This is a genomic window from Micromonospora sp. FIMYZ51 (genome assembly GCF_038246755.1).
Taxonomy (GTDB): domain Bacteria; phylum Actinomycetota; class Actinomycetes; order Mycobacteriales; family Micromonosporaceae; genus Micromonospora.
Genome location: NZ_CP134706.1, coordinates 2,029,344 through 2,051,437 on the forward strand (window position 1 = coordinate 2,029,344; position 22,094 = coordinate 2,051,437).

Sequence of the window (22,094 nt, forward strand, 5' to 3'; positions counted from 1 at the left end):
GTCAGGCCACCTTTCCGCTGATACGGCACGGGTCTGAGTGGTTGGGTTTGGTGTCGAGCTGGGCGGCCCGGTGGGCGATCTGCCGGGCCTGCCACTCCGTCACCCCGAACGTGCGAGCGAACGGCTTCTGGCCGGGTGTGCGACCGGCCGCAACCTCGTGCTGGCACCACAGCAGATACAGGTGCGGCAGTTCGGCGGGCGTGAGACGAGACACCGGCACACGACCGGCCGCAGCCTCCGCCACCACAAACATGTCGACCAGGTCATCGGGCAGCAGCATCGGCTCCGGCTGCGCCTGCGGGTCATCGATGCGGCCACCCCAGTCGGCGACGGTCGCCCACCGTCGGCGCCGCGCATGCCGGCGGGCGTTCCAACACGGCCCCTGCCGTCCGGCGAGCAGATCAGCCAACTGGGCGACCGCCAGATGGTTGTTGACCGTGACTTGCCGGAAGGTGCCGCACCGCCACCGCTGCACGTGCGGCACGGTGGTGTCGAGCCGGTCGGCCAACATGCCGGTGGGCCAGCCCGCGAGGGTGAGCGCCTGTAGCCGTCGGGTGGCGCCGTGGGCTGGTACGCGCCGGGTGGGGGTGGTGTGGCGGGGCCGGACACCGCAGATGGCGTCGACTGTGAACTGGGCTGCTCGGGCTCGTTGGCCGTTGGCGATGGCGTCGATACCGGACGGGGAGACACCGGCGGCGTCGGCGATGGCGCGGCGGCTCATGCCGTGCCGCTGTAGTTGGGTGATGTGGTTGCGGGCGGGTGTGGTGTCGATGAGGGCCCGGTCCCATTGGCTGTAGGCGGCGAGGCGGGTGCGGTTGCGGGCGGATTCGGCGGTGCGTTGTTGGCAGCCGGGGCAGCCTGCTTGGTATCGGCGGTGCCGCTGGCAGGTGTGGACGCGCGGCCGGGGCAGGCTGGTGGTGGTCATTTGGACACCCGGATCGGCATGATCAAGTAGCGGTGGGCGTTGTCGGTCTGCCCGGCCGGGGAGATCACAGCCGGTTTGAACGCGTCGACCATGGCGATCTGCGCGTCACCGCCGACGGTGGTGAGCCCGTCGAGCAGGTACTGCGGGTTGAAACCGACGGTCAGCGGCGAGCCGTCGTAGCTGCCGATGTCCATCGACTCGGACGCCCGCGCCTCCTCCGTGCCGCCCGCCTCCACGATCAGCGGCGAGTCGGGGGCGAACGTGAGCAGTACCGGTGTGGTGCGTTCGGCGACCAGGGCGACCCGCTTGACGACCTCGATCAGCTGGCCGGTCGACACGATCGCCGTGGCGTTGGCGGTAGACGGGAACAGCGATCGGACGGGCGGATAGTTGCCGCCGTCCAGCAGACGCGACGTCGTCTTGCGGCGCCCGTCCGCGAACCCGACCAGTCCGTCACCGCCCGACGCGGCCGACACCTCGATCGTGGAACCGGTCCACGTCTTCGCGGCCTCCACCAACACCTGGGCGGGAATGAGTAGGTCCACCGACAGGTCGTCGCTGGCCCCGGCGAACGGGATCGTGATGTGGGTCAACCGGTACCGGTCGGTGGCCAGCAGATCGACCGTGCCGGCACGGAATTCGACCCGGACGCCGGTCATCATCGGCAGCGTCTCGTCGCGGGAGGCGGCGACAGCGGCCCGGTTGATGGCGGCAACAAACTCGGCCGCGTCCACTGTGCCGATCGCCTCCGGCAGGGCCGGCAGGGTCGGATAGTCCTCCACCGGCATCGTCGGCAGGGTGAATCGGGCGGCACCGCACACGAGTTCCAGGTGTGCGCCGACGGACGCGAGTTCGACGGGCTTGCCGGGGAGCGCCTTGACGATGCTGGCCAACAGACGACCCGACACGAGGGCAGTGCCGGGGTCGGTGACGGTGCCGCGCGCCCACGACTCGTGCGACACCTCGTAGTCGAAACCGGACACGGTCACGCCGTCGTCGGCGGTGCGGATCAGCAGCCCACCCAGCACCGGGATGTGGGGTTTGCCGGCGACGGCTTTGGATGCGGCGAGCACGGCTTCGGCGAACGCATCGCGCTCAACGGTGACCTTCATACGGCGGCTCCTTCGAACACGGGGACAAGAGACAGGTCGAGCACCCCGCCGAGAGCGCGTGTGTGCCGTTGCAGCGTCGACACCAAAACCCGGTCAGGGTTTGCTTCCCGGCGATGAACCGCCGGCTCCGTGCAACCCATGCGCTCACCGAGCGCCGCCAACGTGAGCCCGGCGGCGCGGCGGATACGGGCCAGGTTGTTGACGTAGATCCGCAGATCAAGTCGGTCTTCGGCTTCTGCGGTCGCCGGGCTGGTGTGCTCGTACATGGCGGCGAGCGGATCCCCGTCGTCGGGCACGGTCAGACCAAGCGGGGTGAGCTGTAGTCGGTAGTCGTAGACGCGTGCCCAGTGTTGGACGGTGGTCACGTGCCAGGAGCGACGTAGCTCCATGTGGGAGAACGCGAATTCGGTGCAGCCGTACCGGTCGGCGGCTTGCGGCTGCGAGATGTGTCGGCCTTCGCGGATGCGCCGTAGCCAGGTGGCGATGTGGTCGCGGTTGCGGGTGTCGTCGGGGTGCAGGTCGGGGATGACGCGCATCACGCCACCTGCCCGCTGTCGCTGAACGTGGGGAGGACCATCCGGTCAGACGCGGCCGATCCTTCCCACTTGACTCGCCCCTTGTCGGTGATGCTGATGCTGCCGTCGAGGTCGAGGCGCAGCCATTGCTGGTCTGCCATCTCGTAGATGGCGAGGTCGAGGACACGAAGCCGTCCGGCGCTGTCGACGTATTCGTAGGTGGCGGGGTCGCGGCTGATGCGGCCTTCGATGATGGCGTCGTAGATGCGCTGGTAGGTGCGGTGGTCGGCCATGTTCCTGTTCCTGGGGGTGTGGCCCGCCCCGGTGGTGGGGCGGGCCGTGCTGGCAGTGGTCATGCTTGGTGGGCTCGCAGGATCCGCAGGCCGCCGCGACGCTTGAGGGCGCGGCGTTCTTCTTCGGACATGCCGGCCCAAACACCGGCGTCTTGGCCACTTTCGAGCGCCCATTGCAGGCACTGGTCGGTGACCGAGCAGCGACGGCAAACAGCTTTGGCTTGCTCGACCTGCAACAGCGCGGGGCCGGACGTGCCGATCGGGAAGAAAAGCTCTGGATCTTCGTCGCGGCAGACCGCGTGGTGTCGCCAGTCGCCTGCGGGCTGGCTGGACATGCCGTGCGCAGACCGGCGGCTCATGCGGCCACCGCCTGAACAGCGTGGTTGGCCCGGCGGATTAAAACGTCTCCGTGGCAGAGCAACCCCGGCGCGCAGGTGCACGCCAGATCCTTGCCGGCAAGCGTGTGCAGTTCGGCGAGGATCCGTTCCCGGCGGGCCGGCTCAACGTGGGCATACTCGGGTTCACCGTCGAGCCAGGCGTCGAAAGCGGCGACGCACACCTTGCGGGCGTCGGCTTCGTTGGCGGCGACCTCGGCGTCCAGGCAGTCGGCGACGCGGAACGGGTTGCCCCATCGGCTGGTGCGGTCCACGATGACGGCGTTGTCGGGCCGGCTCCACCCTCGGGTGCGCTTGCGTTGGATCCGCTGCGGGCTCACGCGGCCACCGCCACACGCTCGGCCGGGTATTCACGGATCCGCAGGTGCTCCGGCCAAACCGACCAATCGCCGCCCTTACCCGACCCGGCCCACACCTTGCCGAGCTGCTTCACGAACACGGCGGTGCCAGCATCACGGGCCTTGCCGATCAACTCCTCAACCCAGCCGATCTGCATCGGGCGGGAACCCGGACCCGACTCACCACCGATAATCAACCAGTCGATGCCGGCCAGGTCCAGGCTCGGCAGCGGGCCAAGCAGCGGCTCGGCGGAGATGAACCGGACGGCGGCGGGGGTGTCCCGCAGGGCGTCGGCGCGACCGGCGTGCTTGTCGGACTCGACAGACGTTCCCAGCCACACATTCCGCAGCGGTAGCGCCCGGCCGAGACGGTGCGACATCAGCGAGTGGTGAACACCGCAGGTACACGGGTCGTTGAGGATCTGGGGCATCCGCTCCGGCCGCTTGGTGAGGATCTGGTAAACGTGCTGCGGCGTTTCAGCCATGACCGCGAACACCTGCGCCAGGAACTCACGCGGCACGCGGGCGTGGAACAGATCGGACATGCTGTTGACGAACACGGTGCGCGGCTTGCGCCACGTCAGCGGCGTGCCCAGCTCGTCCGGGTGAACGGTGAGGGCGAAACCGGGGCCGGAGGTGACCGGGTGGCCGTCGTTCTGGTACTTGGCCTGCCCCATGGCCTTGAGCCGTCTGGCCATGCCGAGGGCATAGCAGTTGTCGCAACCGTCGCTGATCTTGTCGCAGCCGGTGGTGGGGTTCCAGACGGCGCCGATGGTGCCGGGCCGCTGTGTCCATTCGATGCTGGTGTCAGCCATGGGCGTACTCCTTGACGGGCGTGGGGGTGGGGTTGAGGGTTTTCGTGGCCTGCTGCCGGGCGCGTAGTTGTGGCGCGGACTCGCGGGCGGCTTCGGGTGTCTGCACGATCCAGCCCCGCTGCCCGTGGGCCTTGTCGCTGGCCTCACGCTGGGCTGCGGCGAGGTCGAGAATCTGCGCGTCGGTCAAGCTGAGGGTGGTCATCGGGGGCTCCTTCACGGTGAGGGCGTTGAGGGCGTGGGCGAGTGCTGCACTGAGGTCGAGCGCGTCAGCACGGTCGAGCGGCCTCGCGTTGAGGTAGATGACGGCCCGGCAGATGGACACGGTCCAGCCGGCGCGGCTGGTGTGCGGCAGGCGATGCCAGCGGCACGTGTCGCAGGCCGCGAGCAGCGCGGCAGACAGGTCCAGGGCGTCCGTGGCGGCCAGGCGCACGCCGTTGAGGCGGATGGTTCCGTCGTCCAGCGTCAGCGTGTAGGCGGGGCGGCTGGTGGTGTACGGCAGCGTCACCCGGGCGACGTCCAGCACGGCGAGGCTAGGCATCGTTGCCATCCGACAAGTCGGTGATCGTCAGCTCCAACACGCCAAGAGGACCGAGCGGAACCACCGGCAGCCGCGTACCGATCCGAATGTGCGGGCAGTCCTCGCAGTGCAGAAACCGGGGCGCATCGTCGGGAAGAAACCCCCAGCCAGGGTGCTTCTTCGTGCCGGAGGTGAGAGCGTCGATTACGGCTTTGCAGGTGGGATGCCAGTTGATCGGGTCGCGGCGGCCACCCCGGGCGAACCGCAGCGCCACATCGAACCGGGCGCGCTGCACGTCGCCGCGCGGAAGGCGGGCGGTCATCGCGGCGGTGGTGGCGAGGTTCCTCCACTCGGTGGTGAGCCGATGCTTTGCCCGCCACGAGCCTTTGTCGCCGTTCATGGTGAGCCAGCCGGCGGCAGGCTTGTTGGGCCATCCTCCGGGCGGCTTGGGCTGGCCGGTTTTGCGGTGGGGGACGTGGATGGTGGGTGCGGGGAGGCTGAGCTTCCACACGCGGGTGCCGGTGGTGGTGGTCATCGGGCCACCACCGCATCAAGCTGTGCGTGTACCGCGTCAGCCGCAGCCTCCGGCAACTCCCACGGCACCCGCACCTGCCCACGACACGGCACCGGCTCCGCGAGCCGCTGCACATCCGCCAACACCAAATGCCACGCAGGACCCACCTTGGACGGCGACACGTACTCGCGTTGACCCCACGGCCAGCAGCAGGTGAACACGTCGTTGCTCTGGTCGGCTTGGTGGCAGCCGGTCAGGGTGGCGACGGCAACGACCGCGCCGCAGTCCATCCACAGGTGCGGGGACGGCTGCAACCGACCGACGTAGCCGGTGCGGGTGTCGCCGATCGCCGCGAGTTTCGGGTTCGGCTTGCGGAGGTCGATGGCGTTGGCGAACTCGTGCCATGCCTCGTTGATGTGGGAATCGCGTTCGCCGACGGTGCACCACGTTTGGCCGGCGTGGATGGCGATGCGCTGCCCGATGTGACGGTCGGCGATCCGCTGGCCCCGGTTCTCGACCAGCTTCGGGGTGATGCCGAGGGCGGTGAGGGCGGCGGCTTCGGCGATGGCCCACGACCACGGGGGACGAATCGTGATGGCGGCGAGCGTCACGGCTTCACCGCCTTGCGGGCTGCCTCCATGGCATCAGCCCACACGCCGGAGCCCTCATACCAGCCGACCGCTTCGGCGTGCGCCTCGATCGCTGTGGCGGCGGCTTCCACCCCGGCGCTGAATGCGTCAGTGACGGCCGGCTCGTCGGCCCGGTACAGGCGCACCAGTTCAAGGCCGTCGCCGTCTGCCCACTCCAACACCTGCTGCCACGTGTACGCCCCGCCCTCCGTAAACCAGTGATCGCCGCTGCCGAACTCGGCGTCTTCGGCATCGTCGCGCTCCAACACGATCGGCAAGTCACGGCCGGCAGGGTCGAGCAGGCCGACCAGGGCGCGGTCCGGCGGCTCAGGCATCGACGCGGTCACGCCGCCACTCCCGCCCGGTCCAAAACGGCCCGGCAGACGGCCTCCAAGTCACGGGCGTACAGCGGATGCCCATCGATCAGGTCGTACAGGCCGTCACCGCTCGACGCGATGTACTCGCGCACCCGCCCGGCAGCCGCCGTCGACTCGGGAAGGTCCCGGCTGTCGTCCTTGATGTCGTCCGGCTGCGGCGGGATCACGGTGACGTCGGACAGTGCGACGCTGCGGTCATGTCCGGTCACGCCCACGATGGCCTTCATCGCCGGGCCGGAACCGACAACCAGCGCCGTGCCGATGGTCTGGCCGTACTGGATGCGCCCGTCGGTCTTGTAGCTAACCCAGTTGCCGGGCAGGCAGGCGTTGTTGAAGTCGGCTACCGCCTGCAACTGCTGGCGCTCGAAGTCGCTGTACTCGGTCATGGGTGCCTCCTCAGGCTGGGGTGTGGTCGTGGTTGGGGGAGAGGGAAGTCGTGTCGCCGTCCGGGCGCAGCAGCACCCAGCCCCGACGAATCAGCACCGGCACCATCTCGGCGTCCTGGTGCTCGCGGAGAATCCAACCCATCCGCTCCGCCTCAACCCGCACCTCACCGACAGGGTTGGTGACCCGGTCGTGGTGCGGGCGGCATGCGCCGAGCAGCCAAGCGGCGCCGTTGATGCGCTCCCGCATCTCGCCGTGCCGTCCGCCGTTTTTCCGGTTCAGGCGGTGGTGGCGGTCTTGCTGTTGGCGGGGGCAGGCGGGCCACTCGCAGCGAAGCCCGGAGCGGCCGTCCACGAGGGCTTTCACCTCATCGGACGGGCCGGTGTAGGCGGGTTGCTTGCGCGCGGCGGGCTTCCGGTCCCGGTCGGCGGCGGTGCGGGACAGGCCAGCGCCGGTGTTGACCAGCGTCGACCACGGGCGCGACACACCCTGCTCGGCCAGCAGGGCGGCACGCTTAGCCGACATCGGACGCAACCCGGTACGGCGCTCCATCAGTGCCCCGCCACCGCATACATTGACCGGACCGAGGCGTTTACGCTCTGCCAGGCGCGCAGCTCAGACTCCAACGCCTTCGCTTGCCGGTCCGCGTACTTGTACGCCACATCCGCCGCGTCGCGAGCCGCCCGCTCCGAGGCTGTCGCCAACTCGGCTGCGTACTTCTTCTCCGTCTGCGGCCCCTGATGCGCCATGTACGCCCGCGCAAACGCCTGGTCGTAGGCGGCGTCAGCCTTCAAGAAAGCGTCGTACCGCTCGCTGCACACCCGCACCCCGTTGGCGATCCGGTCCGAGCACGAGCGGATAGCCGCCTCGATGTCGACGGGGTTCAGAACGTCGCTCATCGGGCACCGCCGTACGGGCGGATCGGCCAGTCGGTGGTGACGCTGTCGGCCCGCTCCCGCAGGAACGCGACATCATCGAGGGACTTGGCACGCTCGGCCTCGTCCTGCGTCCGCTGCGCCCGGTACTCCAGCTCGTTGGCCTGCCGGCGCCAATACTGGGCGAGACCTTCGGCCTGCTCGGCGTACCAGCCGACCTGCGCGGCGTGCACCTCAGCGAGGGTCAGCTTCCCGAACTCCTGAAACCCGCGAACGATGTTCTCCGGGTAACGCCGGTCGGAGTACATGTCCATCACGTCCAGCGGCTCAGCCAACGCCCGCTGAGCCCGCTGACCGATCCGGTACGCCACACGGGCCGCACCCAGAGCGTCAGCCTCCGCATCGTGGGCGCCGTCCAACCGCACCCCGTACTGCTGGCACAGGGCGTCAAGCTGCCGCTTACCCGGCCGGAACCGGTCGAGTGCCTTGTCGATGACGAACACGTCCACCACGGGGCCGATCGGACGCCCCAACCGCTGCTCGACCGTCGACACGCCGTGGCGGCGGCACTCCCGGTCGAGCAGAGTGAAGTCGAACGCCAGGTTGGAACCCACGACCGGAACGTCGGCGAGCATCGCGTCAGCAAGCGCACCGGCCACCTGATCGAGCACCACGCCGGCCGGCTGCCCGTTGGCGCGAGCGTGCTCGGTGGTGATGCCGTGCACATCGGTGGCGGCCTGCGGAATGTCCACGTCGACCGCGATCAGATGCGAGTGCACGTCGACCGGCTTGCCGGGGCGGATGCGGGCGACGGTGGCGGAGACGATCCGGTCGTTCTCCACATCGGTCCCGGTTGATTCCGTGTCGAACGGGGCCATCTCCCCGAGGTGCCAGGTCATGCCGTCGCTCCCGCCTTCTCGATCGCGGCAAGGAACCGGCGCATGTCGTCGGCTGTGGCGTCAGCCGACGACCGGCCCACCACCTCGCAGAAGTTGCGCTCCAACTCGTCGTTGCTGCCCCACGGCGACGCCGCCAAAATCTGCGTCCACAGCGCGTCCACGTCGTCACCGGCCACCACGTCCGAGGGCTGAACAACCACCACCTCGGCGGCAGGCCGCGCACCATTGAGGGCATCGCGGCGGGCTTCCAGCACGGCCAGCAGATCGGCCGGAATCTTGCCGCCGTTCTTCTCCTTGATCTGGTTCGCCACGTCGTACAGGGCTTCCACGCTCTTAGCGGCGTCGATCAGCGTCGTGTAGTCGACCGTCGCCGCAATCGCCAACTGGACGTCACCAGCGACAGCGGCGGCGTTGCGGGCCGCCACCAACTCCTGAACCCGACCCGACATCAACTGCTTCGGCGTCAACTCGTCCACATGCAGCGTGGGGACAGCGAAGTTGAACGTCTGCGGCCTCCCATCCACCTGGCGGGTGACGGTCCGCTGGTCCAGGACGAGCCGGCCGGGGATCGCGCCCTGCGCCATCGCCAACAGTTGGGCGACACCCGGCAGTTCAACAGCGGCGTAGTAGGAGCCGGTGTCGACCCGCCACGCCCCAAGGCCGGGAATGTCTTCCAACATGACCCGCAGGCGGGTGTGAATCTTGCAGTCACGGGCAGCCGGGTCGCACAGGCAATTCGACTTGCTGATCTTCTCCTGCTGTCCGTCGCAACGCCGCAGGCAGCCACCCTTGGACCACATCTCGTACCACTGCGACTCGCCCGGATCCTGCGGCGGAATCAGCACCGGAACCTCGGCGGTGTCGGTGATGACCTGCCACTGCTGGGAGCCTCTCGGCGGCTGCCACGGCTCCACCTTGCCGCCATACGTGGCGGCGATCTTCTCGATGAGCACCTGGCGGGGGGAGGTGAACCGCAGTCGGTCGAGCTTCGTGGGCTTCTCACGGCCGTTCGCGTTGCGGACCTTCACGCCGAGGCGGATACGCCCTACCTCGGTTTGGCTCAGTTGGAGTCCCAAGATGGGCATCAGTTGGCCTCTTTCATGGTCATGGTCACAGGGCGGGAAAGAACGCTGTTCAAGGGAGCGGCCAACCCCTCCACCACGCGGCACATGTGCACGAAGTAGGCGAAGTTGGCTTCCGTCAGATACGCCTCACGCATCTGCACCCGCTCCGGGCGGATGTGCACGATCAGCCCGCCCTTGATCTCGGGCATCGGCTGCTCGGTGCCGTCAGGCAGCAGGACGGCGTCGGCGTTGGCGTAGGCGCCCACCTGCCAGCCGTTCGTCAGGTAGACGTTCCGCGAGGACTTGTAGTCATCGACCAGCGGAAGGCCAGTCAGGTGGGCGAGCCGCTTCGGTAGCCGAGACTGCTCGGTGAAGCGGAGGATCGCGTCGAGCGTGCCCCCGTACCCCCATTTGCGGGAGATGACGGTGATCTCAGTGGCCAGAAACTCCGGCCGGTACCGGTCGTACCAGCGGTACCACTGGTCAACCAGCGGCTTCGCATCCTCATCGACGTGCACACCCGGCCCGTGCAGGATGGTGTGTTCGGCGGCGTCGTGCAGTTTGGTGCCGCGTTCGGCGGCGGCGTCCCGTTCGGCGTTGTGCCGGTCGGCCAGCCAGTAGGTGACGCAGTCACGGCAGTTGCCGCACGCGTCGTCGGTGCGGGTGGAGTTGCACAACGGCTGCCGGGACGCCCGGTTCAGCATGGGCAGGTTGTCGAATGCGGCTTGGGCGGCGAGCCTGGCAGCCCAGTCGGTAAGCCCGAATTTGGCGATGTGGCTGAGGACGGTGGTGACGGAGATGAACCGTTCGCCGGTAACGGGGTGGATGTACCAGCGGTGCCCGGTGTCGGGGTTGGTGAGGGCGGACGGGGGTCCGGGCTTGGCCTGCGGTTCGGCGGTGATGGTCATCAGATCCACGCCCATTCGCGGGCAGTCGCCATCGCCACCACTTCCACCGTCGGCGGCGAATCCGGCCGGTGCTCGTGCTGCTCGCCGCAGAACGGGGTGCACCCGTCGGCGGTGCCACGGATCAGCCACGCCCGCCCGTCAGCCGACAGGTTCAGGTAGCCGCGCGTGAGGCTGTGCTTGTACTGCTCAATGACGGTGCCGTCGTCGGAGGTGGCGCGGCCCATCCACATCCACAGGTAGCGGTCGTCGGCGGGGATGACCGCTTCGAGGGGCGCCCAGTTCGCGGTGTCGTTGTCGGTCATCACCAGTCCTGGTTGTCGAAGTGGGCGTCGTAGTCGAGGTCGGCCCGCAGGCATTCGGGCTTCCAGCAGCCGGCCAGCAGTGAGGCGACCGGTCCGCCGCAGGTGTGGCAGGTGTGGCCGGCAGGCTGCTGGCAGGGACGCTGCGGGGTGATCGGCCACGGGGTGGGGGCAGGCGGCGGCGGATCCGGCACCAACGGCGGGTCGGCGAGCAGCGGGAGGGTCACTGGTGGCCTCCCATTAGTGGCCCGCACACGATCAGGTCATGCAGCGGACACCCATCCGAGTCGGGGCCGTCAGCGGTCGGAATGCAGGCGCAGCGCGGGTCGGCAGCCATTACGCGCCACCGCTGGTGCGCAGTGCCCGATACAGGAACGCCCGCACTGCCGGGTGCACGGACTCGCCCGCGTCGTAGCTGACATCTCCGGCGTCGGTGATGGCCTGGACGAGCGTGCCGACCGACGACCGATGGTTGCGGTGCTCGGCGAGCTGGATCTTCATTGCTTCCAGCGCCAGCGGGTTGAACTCGGAACGCAGGGCCGCGACCAGCGCGACGTACGAGGGGCTGTTGGGCTCGCTCACGCCGCCACCGCCGGCTCGTCGCAGGTGCCGCAGTAGTCGCCGGTCGCACCCTCCGGGCCGCACAGCCAGCACACGGAAGCCAGATAGGCGGCGTGACGCTCGCGGGCATCAGCGGGAAGCCGATCGAACCGCTGCCGCTCATGGCCCGCCGACACCATCCGCATCGGGCCGTACACCTCAAGGGCGTACGAGGGCAGACAGCCGGTGTTGCCGTAGCGGAACGCGATGATGGCGTGGTCGCCGGGCAGCAGTTGGATGCCGGCGAGCCATTCGCGTCCGTTGCGGTCGGCCCAGATGTCGCCGTCGAGCGGCGGCCAGTGCGGGGTGTCGCGGCGGGCCTGAACAAGGTCGAAGCCGATGACGGGGGCGGTCACGGCTGCACCTGCGGCGGGTACGGGAACTCGTCGCAGTACGGGGCACCACCGTTCATGCCCATGTCATCGACCATCACGGCAGCCTCGTGTGCAGCCTCGTCACCGAACTTGTCGGCGATGAACCCGAGAAGGGACGCGGTGGCGTAGCCGTACAGGCAGGCGTAGTGGGCAAGTCGGCTGTCCCGCGCCTGCTCCGAGGTGAGCGGCGTTTCGGGTGAGGTCATCAGCTCGTTGAAGCGCTGCTCTCCGGCGTAGCCGTGGATGAGGATCCGTTCCCTGAGGTTGCGGACGGTTCCAGGGCTGTAGGGCAGCGACCGGTCGTCGGTGGTCAGATCGGTTTCGGACATGCGTCATCGACTCCACAGGTAGGAGTAATTCGCAGGGTGGGCGCTGCCTGCGCCTTCTCGCCCCTGCCTCAATAGCTTAACCCAAGACTCTTGGGTTAAGCTAGGTCTTACAGTCTTGGGTTTATGGAGGAGTACATGACCAGTCGAGAAGCCGCCGCCCTGCTCGGCGTCGACCTTAAGACCATGTACACCTACCGGCGTGACGCCGAGAAGATCGGCTTCCCGAAGCCGAAGACGTTCGGCCGCGCCCTTATGTGGGAACGCGCGGCGCTGCTTGCCTGGCGCAAGGAACACCCCGGCAGGCGGCGGCGGAAGGTCGACACCAACCCGGAGCCCACCGAAGGCAGCCAGCCCAACACCTGACCCGCTCACCGGTCACCTGCCGCCAACTCGGCAGCCCACCCCGCCAGCACCCCGGCCCGCTCCGCCAACCTGCCCACACACGGCGGACACCACGACAACCCGGCCGGCGGACTCGCGGGCATCGGATCCAAAATCACCGGCTCCGAATTGCGGACACCCCACCCGGCGACACCGCACAGCGCGGACCTACCGGGAAATTTGCCGTCCTCCCGCATGATGTGCAGCCGGGTAACGCGCGGCGACGGATAGCTGCGGTAGAAGGCGCGTGCTTTCACCGGGCACCGCCGACACAGATCGGGGCCACCCTCACGGCAGCCCCAACCACTCGCGCTACGTCAGCCACGGCCACCGTCCCGAGGTCGGGGCACCCGAGCCCGACCAGCCGCATACACCCGCTGCGGCCCATCACACGGATGCCACCGGCCCTGCGGCACCCGGAACGCCGCCCGCACCGGACCCTGCACGGCCACATCACGACGCCAACGACGCTGCCGGCGCACACGCACCACCAGCAGCACCGTCAACCCGACCGCAACCGCCATCAACAGCGCGCCGACCAGGTAGCCCCTCACCGCAGAGCCCGCAAATCCATGGACACTGTCTTGTCGTGCGCCGCCTCATGCCGGTAGCCGGGGGCACACACCGTGCCCGTCGACCGCGCCAACACCTTCCGGTGAGGTGACAGGTCTACGGTCTTCTCCGGATCCGACCCGTCGCCGGGCATGGGGGTCTGCTCGTTGTCCTCATCCTCGAATCCGTCACGAGCCGGCTGACGCACCCACATGCCGAGCAGGACAGCCACCACCACCACCCCGACGTAGATGCCGAACGTCAACAGCAGGTGGCTTGGCGTCGGAAACACCACCAAGATCGGCTTGACGGACGGGGACGGGTCAGACGACAGCAGCATCAGGCGACTCCTCGCGGGCAGGCTGGGTAGGCAGGTGGGGGGACAGCAGGGCACGCAACTCGACGGCCTTGACCGGATCCAGGCAGCGCGCCCAATCGCGGGCTTCACGAGCCCGGTGCATCAGCACGTTGCCGCGCGCCTTCTCCCGCTCCACCTCAGAGCGCAGGCCGGCGGCAGCATCGACGGCGGCGTTGAGGCCGGTTTCGAGTTGCTGGTTTTCGCGCAGTAGTTCCAGTCGGCTTTCCCGCAGCGCGGTGACTTCGGCGTTCCAGAGGGCGCGGTCGGCTCGGTGTGCCGCTTTCAGACGGACGATTTCGGCTTCCAGCTCACGCACCCGCCCGGCGAGCCACGACCGGCTGCGCCACCAGATGACGGCCCGGTTCCACCACCTCATGCGGCACCCCGCCGCGAGGTGACAGGCGGCAGCAAGCCGGTGCGGTCCGGATCGTTGAGCCGTGCCCGCAGTTCCTCGTTCTTGCCGGTGATGTAGTCGGCGAACGACGGCGCCGGCGGGGGAGAGGGCGGGGTGTCGTTCCAGCCGATCACCGACACCCGCTGTGTCGGCTCGACCAGCGGCTCCCGCCGGTCAGCGAACCGGTCCCGGAACATCGCATCCACGGCAGTCATGTCGGCCGGATCCGGAACCGGCCCCACTGTCACCGGCCGTGTCTCACCCTCCGGCGGCACACGGCGGGCCACGGCATGCCGACCCGAACCTGTCGGCTTCGGCGGCAGGTAAGAGGGATGCACACCGGCTGCGCCAGCCTGCCAGCGGCGCGTCGCCTCCAACACACCCGACTCGTTCGCCGACTGCGGGCCGACCGGCACAGGACCGCGAGCGATCCGACCGACACGGAAGCAAAGGAAGGCGACAGCGCCCAGCACCGCGCATCCGATCAGGATGAACAGGCCCAAGAATTGGTTGGTTGTCATCGGAAACTCCTCACAGTTGGGGTTAGGCGGCGATGCGGTGGCGGGCGAAAGCAGCGGGCATGCGGTTCAGGTCGGCGGGCCGGCGGCGCGGCTGATAGCGGGCCGCATTGGTGGCGGCACCCGGCCGGGGCAGCCAAACCGTGTCGCCGTCGCACTCGCCGAGACGGACCAGATTGGCGGGCGGGACAGGGGCGACACCTACCGCAATGTCACGGACAGCAGGCGGCGTGTTACGGGTTGCGAAATGCAACATGCTTCGCAGACGAGAGCGCAGAGACACAGGGATGTCTCCCTTCGAGGGGTGGCTAGGCGGTGGAGAACGGACGCACAGGTGAGGTGGCGCCCGCAGAAGTGGGGGCGGGCTTGCAGTCCACGGCAGGCCAATCAGGGCGGTCATCCGGCAGAAACCGGTACGCATGCGCAGCCACCCACCGCGAATCCAGCTCGTCACGCAGCCTGTCGGCCTCAGCTACGGCAGCAGCCAGCGCAGCGTCGGCAGCCTCACGGGCACGGCGCCGCTCCCACCGCCCGGCCACGAAAGCAGGCACCATCTGCAACGCGACCGCCAGCAGCCACCAGCCGAACGCGGCCAGCGTGACCGACACCGCGAGCGCAAACCCGCCAACAGCCAAACCAACCCGGGCGCTCACGACACGATCCCGTCACGCACACGCTCGACGTCGATCAAATTGGACAGGTTGTCCACCTGCCACCGCCGGTCCTCCACCTGCGACGCCGGCCACACATGCCACACCGGCGGCTCAGGACGGTCGCCCGACGCGCAGGCGCCAGCCACCAGCAGCAGCACACCGAACACCACCAGCAGCACAGCCCGCCACCAGCCGACACACACCGCCAGCCCGGTCACCGCCGCACCCCCGCCCGGCGCAGGTTGGTGGCGAGGATGCGCTGATTGAGGCGGGCCGGTTCCTCACGCGGGGCAGCAGTGGCACCGGTCAGTTCACGGGTCAGCGCGTCACGGCATTCGGTGCGCCCGTCGGTGTGCAGCCACTCGGCAGGCTTGAGCGGGTTGGGGCGGGTGATCGGCTCCCAGCAGCCGCAGGTGGCAACCTTGACAACAGTCGTCACGCCGCATCACCTGCCACGGCCACGATCTCCACCGTCCGGCGGCCGGACTGCACCGACGGCAGACGGGACAGCCGGTCACGCAACCGCACCGCATCCGGCAGCTCACCCGGCCCGATCGACACCTCAACCACGCGGCGCCCCTCCACTGCCGGGGCCAGACGCAACACGCGGGCAGTCACCAGCCACCGCCGATCCACGGCAGGCGCCCGTGCGACATCAGCCACACACCGGCAGCCACCGTCAGCGCACCCAGCAGGCCGAAGCCGACCACCGGCCACCACGTGTGCCGGGACTCGATACGCGCCCACTCCGCCTCGGAGGCACGCCACTCCGACTCAGGGCCAGACGGGACACTCTTCGGACCGAACGCCGTCTTCACGCCGCCACCCCCGCCAGGTCGCGGGACAGCGACACCGGACGAAAAACGCCAGCAGCCACACCCAAAACAGCAGCCGCCAACCCAGGCGGGACAGCGTTGCCCACCTGCAAAAACTGGCTCGTCCGGTTGCCGAACCATGGATAGTCGGCTGGGAAGGATTGAAGGACCGCCGCCTCAGCGACAGTCACCCGCAGCGAGCCTTCTTCGGACTGCGATTCACCGGCGACCCACTTCGGGCTGTCGCGCCGGTTCACCAACTTTGTGCGCCCCGCCTTGCTGGTCACCGTCGCGGACGGCTGACCAGCAAGACGAACACCCCGATTCGCCGCATCGCCACCGGTGCCGTAGTTGCTGACCGCCGCGACATCCGCATCCCAGCCGAGCGCCTGCCCCATCGACACCCACGGCAGCCGGGCGCCGAACAGGGCGTTGTCCGGCGGGTTCTGCTCGTGGGTGGTCTCCGGCTGGTAGACGGGCCGGACGCGGGAGGCGATGAGGATGGCCCGCTTGCGGGTCTGCGGCACCCCGTAGTCGGCGGCGTTCAGCACACCAATCCAGACGGAGTAGCCCCAGCCGCGCAGCACGTCGCCGACGTGCTGCCACAGGTCGATGACGGGCGGCACCTGCTCCAGGGCCACCCATTCGGGGCGGAGGTCGCGGATCCAGCGGACGGGCTGGGCGGCGTGGTGTGACCGCTCGTCGGCCCATCCGTGTCCGGGCTGGGTCGCGCCAGCCGCGTACTCGTTGACGAGCTGGTGGACGCGGGCCTTGTCCTGTTCGCCAGCCCGCTTCCCGGCCATCGACCATGCCTGGCAGGGTGGGGAGGCGATGAGACCGGTAATGCGGGCGGCGAATGGTGCGGTGGGGTAGGTGGCGACGTCGCAGCGGATGCGGGGGTGTCCGGCGCGGACGGCGGTGACGCAGGCGTCGTGCCAAAGCTCCAAGCCGACGATGCCGCGTAGACCGATCTGGTAGGCCCCTTGCTCCCAGCCGCCCGCCCCGGCGTACAGGTCCACGATCATGCGGCCACCTCACGGCGGGCGTCGGCGTGACGGCGGGCGGCATCGATGTGCACGTCAAGCGCACCCAACGCGGCCAGGGCGTCCGCATCCGAGGTGCCGTACATGTCGGCCAGATCGGCAGGCGTCGGCTCCGGGTTGACGTGGTCACCGGACGGCACCCAGCCGCCATCCCACACCTCACCGGCGAGGATGGCCGGCACCGTGGCGGGGTCAGACCAGGCGGCCTCATCCGACCACGACGGCAGCGGGCGAGGGCTGGTGCGGAAGTCGTCCAGGGTGCGCAGCGTCATACCGGGCCGCGTGTCGGCCGTTCGGCTGGTGTGCTGTACTTGGATAGTCACGTGGCTTGCTCCAATCGGTTGGTCACGTGGGGCTTGTCGGACGCCTGCCGGATGCGACCCGGTGGGCGTCCAGCCCGTCAGGGGTCGATCTGCTGCCGAACCCGCAGCGCGTACTCACGCTCATCCAGCAGCCGAACCACCTGCGCCTCGCTGTCGGCGATTACCGGCATCCAGTCGCCAACCCGGTCGACCGTGAAGTGGCCCGGCATCGTGCGGAGCCGCTTCGCGACACCGCCGGGACGGGTGATCAGGTCAGGCTTCATGCGGCCCGCCGCTGCGGTGCGCGTCGGGTGCGGCGCTTCGGCTGCTCAGCCGCAACCGCCTTGGGTGCGAACACCAGCCGCAGGGTGTCGACCTGGGCGGTGGTGAGAGCGGGGGCGGCGGCGGTGAGCGCCTGCACCATCTGCTGTTCGGTGTCGGTCACGGGTCGCACCGCTCGAACACGCGGGTGATGGGCCAGCCGATTTCGTCGGCGAACGCGGCGGCCTGGTTGAGGCTGATGGGGTAGGTGCCGGCGAGCAGGCGGAAAAAGCTGCTGCGGCTGATGCCTAGGTGTGTGGCGAGGCTGTCGAGTCGGCGGAGGCCGAGTTTGCGGCGGGCGCGTTCGGCGGCTGCCCGGGTAAGCCTGTAGCGGGGAGTGTGGGTGTCGGTGGTGACACCGCTGTCAGCACTCAGGGTGTCTGGCATGACACCATCATGCGGGTGTCATCGCTGACATGCAAGTGTCACCGATGTGTTGATCTTTTCTAAGTGAGGTTGCTCGATGTAGCCTGACCGTGTTCCGTAACCGGCATCTCGCTCTATGTGGCGAGATGGGGAACATCAGGCTGGGGGGCCAACAGTGCGAGTGTCACCAATGACACCTGATCTCGGCGTCTACCTGCACTATCGTGACGCCATGCAGCCCGACGAAGCTGGGGTCAAGCGACTCGGCGCACTCATCCGCCGAACCCGCGAAGAACGCGGATGGACGCAAAAAGACCTAGCGGAAGAATCCGGCGTCAGCGTCGAAAGCATCAAACGCTACGAAAACGGCAAAATCCCGGAACCCAAGCGCGGCAACGTCCGCGCCGTCATCGCCGCACTCAAAATCCACCCCAGCAGAGTGCCCATCGCCCTCGGGCTCACCACCTCAGACGAACTCGACCTACCACCCCAGCCCACGCGAAGGCCCATCGTGCAACGCATCATCGACGCCGTCGAAGACCCCAACATCACCGACCGGGAACTAGACGCCATCGCCGCACTCCTCGAAGCACGACGCCAACCACCAGCCCGCCGCGCCCGACGCAAAACCGGCTAACCAAGCCCCTTCGCACGCCACACATCACCCCACGTGCGGTCATCACCATGCCAGCGGGACTCCGCCAACCGCCACCACGACCACGCCCCCGGCCCAGACTTGGTGGCAGGCGACAACACCACCTCCGCCAACGAGGAGATCACCAGCCGGCGCTCACCTACCGGATACTCCGACCACCGCCGCACCAAATCGGCACGGTCATAGCCGCGCAACACCGGAGGCGTCCGCAGACGACGAACCCGCGCCGACGCCTCATCAATCTGCGGCCGAAGCCTGCGCTCCGCCGCAGCCAAAAACGCCGCCGACGGGCCATCCGGCTTGCCCGCCGCCTCCACCAACTCCCGCAGTCGGCGCTCCAACCCCTCCAACTCGGCCTCAGCCTCCGACAGTTCGGCCGACTTCTCGGCCGGCGTGAACGCCGCATCCGCGCCCGGATCCAACAGCCGCGCCTTGACGATCGCGTCAACTGCCGCATCCACATCCGACCGGAACGCCGACGTGCCCAGGCAGCCGCGCCACGTGCACTGGTAGCGCGGCACGCCGCGAGAATTCTTCGCCCGAACCGTCCGGCGACACTTGCCGCACAGCATCGCCCCACTGAGTTGGTGAACCAGCGTCGGATCAGCATGGTTGCGGCGCCCAGGCTGTTCCAGCATCGCCCGCAACTGCCCGGCAGTCGCCGGGTCCAGGATCGCCGGCCACGCATTCTCAGTCACCACCAAGCCGCCGAGCACCCGATGACCCTGATAGCCGGCATTCAACAGCAGGTTCCGGATGGTCCCGCCCTTCCACAAACCCCGACCGGACGCAGTCGGCACCCCGGCGTCGTTGAGCAGGTTCGCTTGCCGTTGCAGCGGCACCCCGGCGAGCGTGTCTTTGGCTAGCTTGAGGATCACCTTCGCCTTTTCGGCGTCGATGACCTGCTGCACCTCCCGCCGCTTATGACCGGACGGGGTGACGCTGTCTTCCAGCGGCGCCCCGTAAACGCGCCGGTAGCCGAACAGCAACGGGCCGGGCGGGCGACCCAGGTGGGCGGTGTCCAAGATTCCGTTCCTCACTCGCGCCCGCAGCTTCTCCACCTCAGCTTCGGCGGCGATGCCTTCCTTGAGGAGCTGTTCGCGGTCACGCTGGCGGCGCGGATCGTAGGTGACCGGGTCGTCGTCGCCGAACACACGGATCAACACGCCCATGTCGCGGCACAGGTCCAGGAAGTAAACCCACGACCCCATCTGCCGGTCGGTGCGGGTCACTTCCCAAACGGAAACCATCTCGCTGTTGCGGCCCCGAATCCACTCCAGCAGCGCCTCGTAGTCGGGTCTGGCCTTTTTCGCATACCGGGATGCGGAGAAGTGTGGGTCTACGAACGTGCGCCCCGGCGTGACGCCCAGGGCGGCGCAGTCGGCACGCCAAAACCGCTCTTGCCGGTCCACGCTGCGCGCCTGGTCTTTGTTCGACTTGCGGGCGTACAGGTCGGAGCGCATGCCGCACACCATAGCCCGTACGCCTCAACTGCGCATCAACCAAGGCGGCCGTGCACATGATGACCCGGAACCTGGCCCACCAGCTGGCCGGTGAGCGGATCACGGTAAACGCGATCGCACCCGGTCCGTTCGAGAGCAAAATGATGGCCTTCGCGCTTGACGATCCGGGCACCCGGGCGGCCATCGAGTCCCAGATTCCGCTGGGCCGGATTGGCCGGCCGGAGGATATGGCAGGTACCGCGATCTACCTGGCCTCCCGGGCCGGCGCCTACCTCACCGGTGCGGTGATCCCGGTAGACGGCGGCCTGACCACCCACGGCTAACCCACCCTCCCCGCCCTCCCCGCCCGCCCTAACCCCCGCGATCTTGCACTTTGTGTCCCCGCAATTGGGGCGTAAGCCGCGTATCGCAGACCGAAAGTGCATGATCGGCGTCGAGTCTTGGTTGGGGCTGGGCCGCGCGGAGCGGAGAGCTTCGCGCGGCCTTGGTCCGTCGCGGTCAACGGCCGGCGAGCAGCCGGTTCACCGCCGTGTCGACGTCCAGGTGCTCGGCCTCCCGGCCGCGCGGGACGACGACGTAGGTCCGCCGCAGGAAGCGCACCAGCACGCTGCGTGGCACCTCGAACAGGGCGTTGCCGTCGGGCGACGACAGCGCCAGGGCGACGAAGTCCCCGCGCGGCGTTGCCCAGGGCCAGACCCGCACGTCTCCGATGCCGGCCGGTTCGTCAAGCCCGGTGACCAGCAACTCGCGGGCGAAGGACCAACTCACCGCCTCGCCACCGGCCGATTCGGCATGGAACAGGACATGGACCGCATACGGATCAGCAGGGTCGTATCGCAGACTGGCGCGCACCGGCAAGGCGGTTGCGTCAGGTGCGACGAGCCTTAGTGACGTCTCGACCTCTACGGTCGTCGGTCGGATGACACTCATGTACGTTCTCCCCCCGGCACCGCTGCGGAACGCGCCGTCCCGCTTTTCCCATACTCAGCCGCTAGTCCTGGCTACGCTCCGCCATACGCTGACTTCACCCAGTGGTGGGAAGGGGGTCGGAAAGGCCGTGTGAATGTGAAGATTCATGTAGGATTTCCGGTTCTGCCCAGTGCGTAGATCCCGCCCGGCATCGGGTGGCTCAGTCGTCGACTTACTCCGGTAACGTCCAGTCGGCCGTTGCAGTGACGGGCTCGCGTCACACTGGGGATGAAATGGCTCGGTAAGCGATCCTCAGTGGACCTCTCGGCGACGCGAAATTCGTCGAACGTCGCGGTCCGCGCAGCCGAACAGCGGGGGTACGGGGTGCCAGAGGAGCAGGGGGACCGGCATGGTCGGTCCGTGGCCGAACGCGGTCCGTCCGGCGGTGGCCGGCCGGGCCGGGCCGGACGTGGCGACGCCAGGGGGAATGGTCCCGCCGGACGGGGTAAAACCTCAGTACGGCGAACGGGTCCGGTCGAGGCGAACGACGGTGGGTCGGTCAAGGTGAATGACAGCGCGGAACGCGAGCGCGAGGGCAGTGGTGGCACCATGTCCGAGCGCCGCGCCCCGGCGCGCTGGCGGCAGCGGATGTCCACCACCCTGGCCCTGGTCCGGGCCAACCCCACCGGCCGGGTCGCCCTCAAGATCATGATCGGGGTGCTGGGTGCCCTCGTGGTCTGCGTCGGCATCGTGCTCATCCCGCTACCGGGCCCCGGCTGGCTGATCGTGATCGCCGGCCTCGGCATCTGGGCGGTGGAGTTCCACTGGGCCAAGCGGCTGCTCGGATTCACCCGCCGCCACGTCCACGGCTGGGCCAACTGGGTGAAGAAGCAATCACTCGCTGTGCGCTTCCTGATCGGCCTGCTCGGCATCGTCTTCGTCAGCGCGGTGGCCCTGTTTTCGATCAAGCAAAGCCTCGGCATCGACGTGATCGCCAGCGTCCTGCACTACCTCGCGACGCACTGACCCCGGGTTCGCGGTCCGGACGCTCGATCGGGTAGAGTCATCCGCGCTGAGGGCGATTAGCTCAGCGGGAGAGCGCTTCGTTCACACCGAAGAGGTCACTGGTTCGATCCCAGTATCGCCCACGCACGTCAAAGGCCACCTTCCATCGATGAAGGTGGCCTTTCTGCTGCCCGTAC

Annotated in this window: 41 protein-coding genes, 1 tRNA gene and 1 pseudogene; 5 read left to right on the forward strand and 38 right to left on the reverse strand. The window is 68.5% G+C overall.

All coding sequences use genetic code 11. The features are described from left to right. Position 1 precedes the first annotated feature (1 nt). The 22 genes from QQG74_RS09850 to QQG74_RS09955 all read right to left on the reverse strand — a co-directional run bounded on the left by QQG74_RS09850 (position 2) and on the right by QQG74_RS09955 (position 12,162). Positions 2-925 carry a helix-turn-helix transcriptional regulator gene (locus QQG74_RS09850; protein WP_341719982.1) on the reverse strand — a complete coding sequence of 308 codons (924 nt, stop codon included), beginning with the start codon at positions 923-925 and terminating at the stop codon, positions 2-4. Further along, positions 922-2,037 carry a DNA polymerase III subunit beta gene (gene dnaN, locus QQG74_RS09855; protein ID WP_341719983.1) on the reverse strand — a complete coding sequence of 372 codons (1,116 nt, stop codon included), beginning with the start codon at positions 2,035-2,037 and terminating at the stop codon, positions 922-924. Before dnaN ends, QQG74_RS09850 begins: the two co-directional genes overlap by 4 nt. Further along, positions 2,034-2,573: a helix-turn-helix transcriptional regulator gene (locus tag QQG74_RS09860; protein ID WP_341719984.1), complete on the reverse strand. Its 540-nt coding sequence runs from the start codon at positions 2,571-2,573 to the stop codon at positions 2,034-2,036. Before QQG74_RS09860 ends, dnaN begins: the two co-directional genes overlap by 4 nt. Further along, positions 2,573-2,845, reverse strand: coding sequence for a hypothetical protein (locus tag QQG74_RS09865; protein ID WP_341719985.1), 273 nt, complete (start codon positions 2,843-2,845; stop codon positions 2,573-2,575). The genes QQG74_RS09860 and QQG74_RS09865 overlap by 1 nt, the downstream gene beginning before the upstream one ends. Before the next feature lie 59 nt (positions 2,846-2,904). Then, positions 2,905-3,180 (reverse strand): WhiB family transcriptional regulator, encoded by a 276-nt coding sequence (locus tag QQG74_RS09870; protein WP_341721187.1) that lies wholly within the window; start codon positions 3,178-3,180, stop codon positions 2,905-2,907. Positions 3,181-3,200: 20 nt separating this feature from the next. Next, the gene (locus tag QQG74_RS09875; protein WP_341719986.1) at positions 3,201-3,560 is read right to left on the reverse strand and encodes a DUF4326 domain-containing protein; all 360 of its coding nucleotides are present in this window, start codon (positions 3,558-3,560) and stop codon (positions 3,201-3,203) included. Next, positions 3,557-4,393 carry a phage Gp37/Gp68 family protein gene (locus QQG74_RS09880; RefSeq protein WP_341719987.1) on the reverse strand — a complete coding sequence of 279 codons (837 nt, stop codon included), beginning with the start codon at positions 4,391-4,393 and terminating at the stop codon, positions 3,557-3,559. The genes QQG74_RS09875 and QQG74_RS09880 overlap by 4 nt, the downstream gene beginning before the upstream one ends. Next, a complete protein-coding gene (locus QQG74_RS09885) occupies positions 4,386-4,931 on the reverse strand; it encodes a hypothetical protein (protein WP_341719988.1) in 546 nt (181 codons plus the stop codon). Before QQG74_RS09885 ends, QQG74_RS09880 begins: the two co-directional genes overlap by 8 nt. Next, positions 4,924-5,445: a hypothetical protein gene (locus QQG74_RS09890; protein WP_341719989.1), complete on the reverse strand. Its 522-nt coding sequence runs from the start codon at positions 5,443-5,445 to the stop codon at positions 4,924-4,926. The genes QQG74_RS09885 and QQG74_RS09890 overlap by 8 nt, the downstream gene beginning before the upstream one ends. After that, positions 5,442-6,035, reverse strand: coding sequence for a hypothetical protein (locus QQG74_RS09895; RefSeq protein WP_341719990.1), 594 nt, complete (start codon positions 6,033-6,035; stop codon positions 5,442-5,444). The genes QQG74_RS09890 and QQG74_RS09895 overlap by 4 nt, the downstream gene beginning before the upstream one ends. Further along, positions 6,032-6,400 carry a hypothetical protein gene (locus QQG74_RS09900; RefSeq protein WP_341719991.1) on the reverse strand — a complete coding sequence of 123 codons (369 nt, stop codon included), beginning with the start codon at positions 6,398-6,400 and terminating at the stop codon, positions 6,032-6,034. Before QQG74_RS09900 ends, QQG74_RS09895 begins: the two co-directional genes overlap by 4 nt. Further along, positions 6,397-6,816 (reverse strand): hypothetical protein, encoded by a 420-nt coding sequence (locus QQG74_RS09905; RefSeq protein ID WP_341719992.1) that lies wholly within the window; start codon positions 6,814-6,816, stop codon positions 6,397-6,399. Before QQG74_RS09905 ends, QQG74_RS09900 begins: the two co-directional genes overlap by 4 nt. Positions 6,817-6,826: 10 nt before the next feature. Next, positions 6,827-7,339, reverse strand: a complete 513-nt coding sequence (locus tag QQG74_RS09910; RefSeq protein ID WP_341719993.1) for a hypothetical protein — start codon at positions 7,337-7,339, stop codon at positions 6,827-6,829. Positions 7,340-7,365: 26 nt separating this feature from the next. Then, positions 7,366-7,713, reverse strand: a complete 348-nt coding sequence (locus QQG74_RS09915; RefSeq protein WP_341719994.1) for a hypothetical protein — start codon at positions 7,711-7,713, stop codon at positions 7,366-7,368. Continuing rightward, positions 7,710-8,588 carry an exonuclease domain-containing protein gene (locus tag QQG74_RS09920; RefSeq protein WP_341719995.1) on the reverse strand — a complete coding sequence of 293 codons (879 nt, stop codon included), beginning with the start codon at positions 8,586-8,588 and terminating at the stop codon, positions 7,710-7,712. The genes QQG74_RS09915 and QQG74_RS09920 overlap by 4 nt, the downstream gene beginning before the upstream one ends. Continuing rightward, positions 8,585-9,673 (reverse strand): hypothetical protein, encoded by a 1,089-nt coding sequence (locus tag QQG74_RS09925; protein WP_341719996.1) that lies wholly within the window; start codon positions 9,671-9,673, stop codon positions 8,585-8,587. The genes QQG74_RS09920 and QQG74_RS09925 overlap by 4 nt, the downstream gene beginning before the upstream one ends. Further along, positions 9,673-10,560, reverse strand: coding sequence for a hypothetical protein (locus QQG74_RS09930; RefSeq protein ID WP_341719997.1), 888 nt, complete (start codon positions 10,558-10,560; stop codon positions 9,673-9,675). Before QQG74_RS09930 ends, QQG74_RS09925 begins: the two co-directional genes overlap by 1 nt. Continuing rightward, positions 10,560-10,862 carry a hypothetical protein gene (locus tag QQG74_RS09935; protein WP_341719998.1) on the reverse strand — a complete coding sequence of 101 codons (303 nt, stop codon included), beginning with the start codon at positions 10,860-10,862 and terminating at the stop codon, positions 10,560-10,562. Before QQG74_RS09935 ends, QQG74_RS09930 begins: the two co-directional genes overlap by 1 nt. Continuing rightward, a complete protein-coding gene (locus tag QQG74_RS09940) occupies positions 10,862-11,086 on the reverse strand; it encodes a hypothetical protein (RefSeq protein WP_341719999.1) in 225 nt (74 codons plus the stop codon). Before QQG74_RS09940 ends, QQG74_RS09935 begins: the two co-directional genes overlap by 1 nt. Positions 11,087-11,195: 109 nt before the next feature. Then, complete coding sequence (locus tag QQG74_RS09945; protein WP_341720000.1) at positions 11,196-11,441, reverse strand: hypothetical protein; 246 nt, start codon at positions 11,439-11,441, stop codon at positions 11,196-11,198. Continuing rightward, positions 11,438-11,815 (reverse strand): hypothetical protein, encoded by a 378-nt coding sequence (locus QQG74_RS09950; protein WP_341720001.1) that lies wholly within the window; start codon positions 11,813-11,815, stop codon positions 11,438-11,440. The genes QQG74_RS09945 and QQG74_RS09950 overlap by 4 nt, the downstream gene beginning before the upstream one ends. Then, a complete protein-coding gene (locus QQG74_RS09955; RefSeq protein ID WP_341720002.1) occupies positions 11,812-12,162 on the reverse strand; it encodes a hypothetical protein in 351 nt (116 codons plus the stop codon). Before QQG74_RS09955 ends, QQG74_RS09950 begins: the two co-directional genes overlap by 4 nt. Positions 12,163-12,297: 135 nt before the next feature. On the opposite strand from QQG74_RS09955, the gene QQG74_RS09960 reads away from it, so the two are divergent. Beyond that, a complete protein-coding gene (locus tag QQG74_RS09960) occupies positions 12,298-12,525 on the forward strand; it encodes a helix-turn-helix domain-containing protein (RefSeq protein WP_341720003.1) in 228 nt (75 codons plus the stop codon). Positions 12,526-12,860: 335 nt separating this feature from the next. Here the strand turns inward: QQG74_RS09960 and QQG74_RS09965 are convergent, their stop codons facing one another. From QQG74_RS09965 to QQG74_RS10030, 14 genes are all read right to left on the reverse strand, one after another. Next, entirely contained in the window at positions 12,861-13,097 is a 237-nt protein-coding gene (locus QQG74_RS09965; protein ID WP_341720004.1) for a hypothetical protein, read from the reverse strand. Next, entirely contained in the window at positions 13,094-13,435 is a 342-nt protein-coding gene (locus QQG74_RS09970) for a hypothetical protein (RefSeq protein ID WP_341720005.1), read from the reverse strand. Before QQG74_RS09970 ends, QQG74_RS09965 begins: the two co-directional genes overlap by 4 nt. Then, on the reverse strand, positions 13,419-13,829 hold the full coding sequence (locus QQG74_RS09975) for a hypothetical protein (RefSeq protein ID WP_341720006.1): 411 nt from the start codon (positions 13,827-13,829) through the stop codon (positions 13,419-13,421). Before QQG74_RS09975 ends, QQG74_RS09970 begins: the two co-directional genes overlap by 17 nt. After that, positions 13,826-14,062 (reverse strand): hypothetical protein, encoded by a 237-nt coding sequence (locus tag QQG74_RS09980; RefSeq protein WP_341720007.1) that lies wholly within the window; start codon positions 14,060-14,062, stop codon positions 13,826-13,828. The genes QQG74_RS09975 and QQG74_RS09980 overlap by 4 nt, the downstream gene beginning before the upstream one ends. A 611-nt stretch (positions 14,063-14,673) precedes the next feature. Continuing rightward, positions 14,674-15,018 (reverse strand): hypothetical protein, encoded by a 345-nt coding sequence (locus QQG74_RS09985; RefSeq protein ID WP_341720008.1) that lies wholly within the window; start codon positions 15,016-15,018, stop codon positions 14,674-14,676. Then, positions 15,015-15,236, reverse strand: a complete 222-nt coding sequence (locus QQG74_RS09990) for a hypothetical protein (protein WP_341720009.1) — start codon at positions 15,234-15,236, stop codon at positions 15,015-15,017. Before QQG74_RS09990 ends, QQG74_RS09985 begins: the two co-directional genes overlap by 4 nt. Further along, on the reverse strand, positions 15,233-15,457 hold the full coding sequence (locus QQG74_RS09995; protein ID WP_341720010.1) for a hypothetical protein: 225 nt from the start codon (positions 15,455-15,457) through the stop codon (positions 15,233-15,235). Before QQG74_RS09995 ends, QQG74_RS09990 begins: the two co-directional genes overlap by 4 nt. Continuing rightward, a complete protein-coding gene (locus tag QQG74_RS10000; protein WP_341720011.1) occupies positions 15,454-15,588 on the reverse strand; it encodes a hypothetical protein in 135 nt (44 codons plus the stop codon). The genes QQG74_RS09995 and QQG74_RS10000 overlap by 4 nt, the downstream gene beginning before the upstream one ends. A 44-nt stretch (positions 15,589-15,632) precedes the next feature. After that, complete coding sequence (locus QQG74_RS10005) at positions 15,633-15,836, reverse strand: hypothetical protein (RefSeq protein WP_341720012.1); 204 nt, start codon at positions 15,834-15,836, stop codon at positions 15,633-15,635. Further along, positions 15,833-16,858: a DNA cytosine methyltransferase gene (locus QQG74_RS10010; protein WP_341720013.1), complete on the reverse strand. Its 1,026-nt coding sequence runs from the start codon at positions 16,856-16,858 to the stop codon at positions 15,833-15,835. The genes QQG74_RS10005 and QQG74_RS10010 overlap by 4 nt, the downstream gene beginning before the upstream one ends. Further along, on the reverse strand, positions 16,855-17,148 hold the full coding sequence (locus QQG74_RS10015; RefSeq protein WP_341720014.1) for a hypothetical protein: 294 nt from the start codon (positions 17,146-17,148) through the stop codon (positions 16,855-16,857). Before QQG74_RS10015 ends, QQG74_RS10010 begins: the two co-directional genes overlap by 4 nt. A gap of 128 nt (positions 17,149-17,276) precedes the next feature. Then, the gene (locus QQG74_RS10020; protein WP_341720015.1) at positions 17,277-17,462 is read right to left on the reverse strand and encodes a hypothetical protein; all 186 of its coding nucleotides are present in this window, start codon (positions 17,460-17,462) and stop codon (positions 17,277-17,279) included. Then, positions 17,459-17,623, reverse strand: coding sequence for a hypothetical protein (locus QQG74_RS10025; protein ID WP_341720016.1), 165 nt, complete (start codon positions 17,621-17,623; stop codon positions 17,459-17,461). The genes QQG74_RS10020 and QQG74_RS10025 overlap by 4 nt, the downstream gene beginning before the upstream one ends. Beyond that, complete coding sequence (locus QQG74_RS10030) at positions 17,620-17,886, reverse strand: helix-turn-helix transcriptional regulator (RefSeq protein ID WP_341720017.1); 267 nt, start codon at positions 17,884-17,886, stop codon at positions 17,620-17,622. Before QQG74_RS10030 ends, QQG74_RS10025 begins: the two co-directional genes overlap by 4 nt. A gap of 169 nt (positions 17,887-18,055) precedes the next feature. On the opposite strand from QQG74_RS10030, the gene QQG74_RS10035 reads away from it, so the two are divergent. After that, positions 18,056-18,502, forward strand: coding sequence for a helix-turn-helix domain-containing protein (locus QQG74_RS10035; protein WP_341720018.1), 447 nt, complete (start codon positions 18,056-18,058; stop codon positions 18,500-18,502). Here the strand turns inward: QQG74_RS10035 and QQG74_RS10040 are convergent. Next, positions 18,499-19,983 (reverse strand): recombinase family protein, encoded by a 1,485-nt coding sequence (locus tag QQG74_RS10040; RefSeq protein WP_341720019.1) that lies wholly within the window; start codon positions 19,981-19,983, stop codon positions 18,499-18,501. The two genes, QQG74_RS10035 and QQG74_RS10040, sit on opposite strands and share 4 nt — an antisense overlap. 32 nt (positions 19,984-20,015) lie before the next feature. On the opposite strand from QQG74_RS10040, the pseudogene QQG74_RS10045 reads away from it, so the two are divergent. Beyond that, positions 20,016-20,306 (forward strand): annotated as a pseudogene (locus tag QQG74_RS10045) (SDR family oxidoreductase); the annotation flags it as partial. A gap of 175 nt (positions 20,307-20,481) precedes the next feature. Here the strand turns inward: QQG74_RS10045 and QQG74_RS10050 are convergent. After that, complete coding sequence (locus QQG74_RS10050; RefSeq protein WP_007457244.1) at positions 20,482-20,913, reverse strand: SsgA family sporulation/cell division regulator; 432 nt, start codon at positions 20,911-20,913, stop codon at positions 20,482-20,484. Positions 20,914-21,501: 588 nt separating this feature from the next. Between QQG74_RS10050 and QQG74_RS10055 the strand changes: the two genes are divergently transcribed. Together QQG74_RS10055 and QQG74_RS10060 are read left to right on the forward strand one after the other, a co-directional pair. Next, positions 21,502-21,918, forward strand: coding sequence for a TIGR02611 family protein (locus QQG74_RS10055; protein ID WP_341721188.1), 417 nt, complete (start codon positions 21,502-21,504; stop codon positions 21,916-21,918). Positions 21,919-21,968: 50 nt separating this feature from the next. Then, positions 21,969-22,040, forward strand: a tRNA-Val gene (locus QQG74_RS10060). The last annotated feature ends 54 nt before the right edge of the window (positions 22,041-22,094 follow it).

What these genes read in the sequence shown, in the direction of transcription:
- QQG74_RS09850 (WP_341719982.1), bottom strand. Translation starts at nt 925, where the DNA reads ATGACCACCACCAGCCTGCCCCGGCCGCGCGTCCACACCTGCCAGCGG.
- dnaN (WP_341719983.1), bottom strand. Translation starts at nt 2,037, where the DNA reads ATGAAGGTCACCGTTGAGCGCGATGCGTTCGCCGAAGCCGTGCTCGCC.
- QQG74_RS09860 (WP_341719984.1), bottom strand. Translation starts at nt 2,573, where the DNA reads ATGCGCGTCATCCCCGACCTGCACCCCGACGACACCCGCAACCGCGAC.
- QQG74_RS09865 (WP_341719985.1), bottom strand. Translation starts at nt 2,845, where the DNA reads ATGGCCGACCACCGCACCTACCAGCGCATCTACGACGCCATCATCGAA.
- QQG74_RS09870 (WP_341721187.1), bottom strand. Translation starts at nt 3,180, where the DNA reads ATGTCCAGCCAGCCCGCAGGCGACTGGCGACACCACGCGGTCTGCCGC.
- QQG74_RS09880 (WP_341719987.1), bottom strand. Translation starts at nt 4,393, where the DNA reads ATGGCTGACACCAGCATCGAATGGACACAGCGGCCCGGCACCATCGGC.
- QQG74_RS09885 (WP_341719988.1), bottom strand. Translation starts at nt 4,931, where the DNA reads ATGCCTAGCCTCGCCGTGCTGGACGTCGCCCGGGTGACGCTGCCGTAC.
- QQG74_RS09890 (WP_341719989.1), bottom strand. Translation starts at nt 5,445, where the DNA reads ATGACCACCACCACCGGCACCCGCGTGTGGAAGCTCAGCCTCCCCGCA.
- QQG74_RS09905 (WP_341719992.1), bottom strand. Translation starts at nt 6,816, where the DNA reads ATGACCGAGTACAGCGACTTCGAGCGCCAGCAGTTGCAGGCGGTAGCC.
- QQG74_RS09910 (WP_341719993.1), bottom strand. Translation starts at nt 7,339, where the DNA reads ATGTCGGCTAAGCGTGCCGCCCTGCTGGCCGAGCAGGGTGTGTCGCGC.
- QQG74_RS09915 (WP_341719994.1), bottom strand. Translation starts at nt 7,713, where the DNA reads ATGAGCGACGTTCTGAACCCCGTCGACATCGAGGCGGCTATCCGCTCG.
- QQG74_RS09920 (WP_341719995.1), bottom strand. Translation starts at nt 8,588, where the DNA reads ATGACCTGGCACCTCGGGGAGATGGCCCCGTTCGACACGGAATCAACC.
- QQG74_RS09925 (WP_341719996.1), bottom strand. Translation starts at nt 9,673, where the DNA reads ATGCCCATCTTGGGACTCCAACTGAGCCAAACCGAGGTAGGGCGTATC.
- QQG74_RS09930 (WP_341719997.1), bottom strand. Translation starts at nt 10,560, where the DNA reads ATGACCATCACCGCCGAACCGCAGGCCAAGCCCGGACCCCCGTCCGCC.
- QQG74_RS09935 (WP_341719998.1), bottom strand. Translation starts at nt 10,862, where the DNA reads ATGACCGACAACGACACCGCGAACTGGGCGCCCCTCGAAGCGGTCATC.
- QQG74_RS09955 (WP_341720002.1), bottom strand. Translation starts at nt 12,162, where the DNA reads ATGTCCGAAACCGATCTGACCACCGACGACCGGTCGCTGCCCTACAGC.
- QQG74_RS09960 (WP_341720003.1), top strand. Translation starts at nt 12,298, where the DNA reads ATGACCAGTCGAGAAGCCGCCGCCCTGCTCGGCGTCGACCTTAAGACC.
- QQG74_RS09970 (WP_341720005.1), bottom strand. Translation starts at nt 13,435, where the DNA reads ATGCTGCTGTCGTCTGACCCGTCCCCGTCCGTCAAGCCGATCTTGGTG.
- QQG74_RS09975 (WP_341720006.1), bottom strand. Translation starts at nt 13,829, where the DNA reads ATGAGGTGGTGGAACCGGGCCGTCATCTGGTGGCGCAGCCGGTCGTGG.
- QQG74_RS09980 (WP_341720007.1), bottom strand. Translation starts at nt 14,062, where the DNA reads ATGACTGCCGTGGATGCGATGTTCCGGGACCGGTTCGCTGACCGGCGG.
- QQG74_RS10010 (WP_341720013.1), bottom strand. Translation starts at nt 16,858, where the DNA reads ATGATCGTGGACCTGTACGCCGGGGCGGGCGGCTGGGAGCAAGGGGCC.
- QQG74_RS10015 (WP_341720014.1), bottom strand. Translation starts at nt 17,148, where the DNA reads ATGACGCTGCGCACCCTGGACGACTTCCGCACCAGCCCTCGCCCGCTG.
- QQG74_RS10020 (WP_341720015.1), bottom strand. Translation starts at nt 17,462, where the DNA reads ATGAAGCCTGACCTGATCACCCGTCCCGGCGGTGTCGCGAAGCGGCTC.
- QQG74_RS10030 (WP_341720017.1), bottom strand. Translation starts at nt 17,886, where the DNA reads ATGCCAGACACCCTGAGTGCTGACAGCGGTGTCACCACCGACACCCAC.
- QQG74_RS10035 (WP_341720018.1), top strand. Translation starts at nt 18,056, where the DNA reads ATGACACCTGATCTCGGCGTCTACCTGCACTATCGTGACGCCATGCAG.
- QQG74_RS10040 (WP_341720019.1), bottom strand. Translation starts at nt 19,983, where the DNA reads ATGCGCTCCGACCTGTACGCCCGCAAGTCGAACAAAGACCAGGCGCGC.
- QQG74_RS10050 (WP_007457244.1), bottom strand. Translation starts at nt 20,913, where the DNA reads ATGAGTGTCATCCGACCGACGACCGTAGAGGTCGAGACGTCACTAAGG.
- QQG74_RS10055 (WP_341721188.1), top strand. Translation starts at nt 21,502, where the DNA reads ATGTCCGAGCGCCGCGCCCCGGCGCGCTGGCGGCAGCGGATGTCCACC.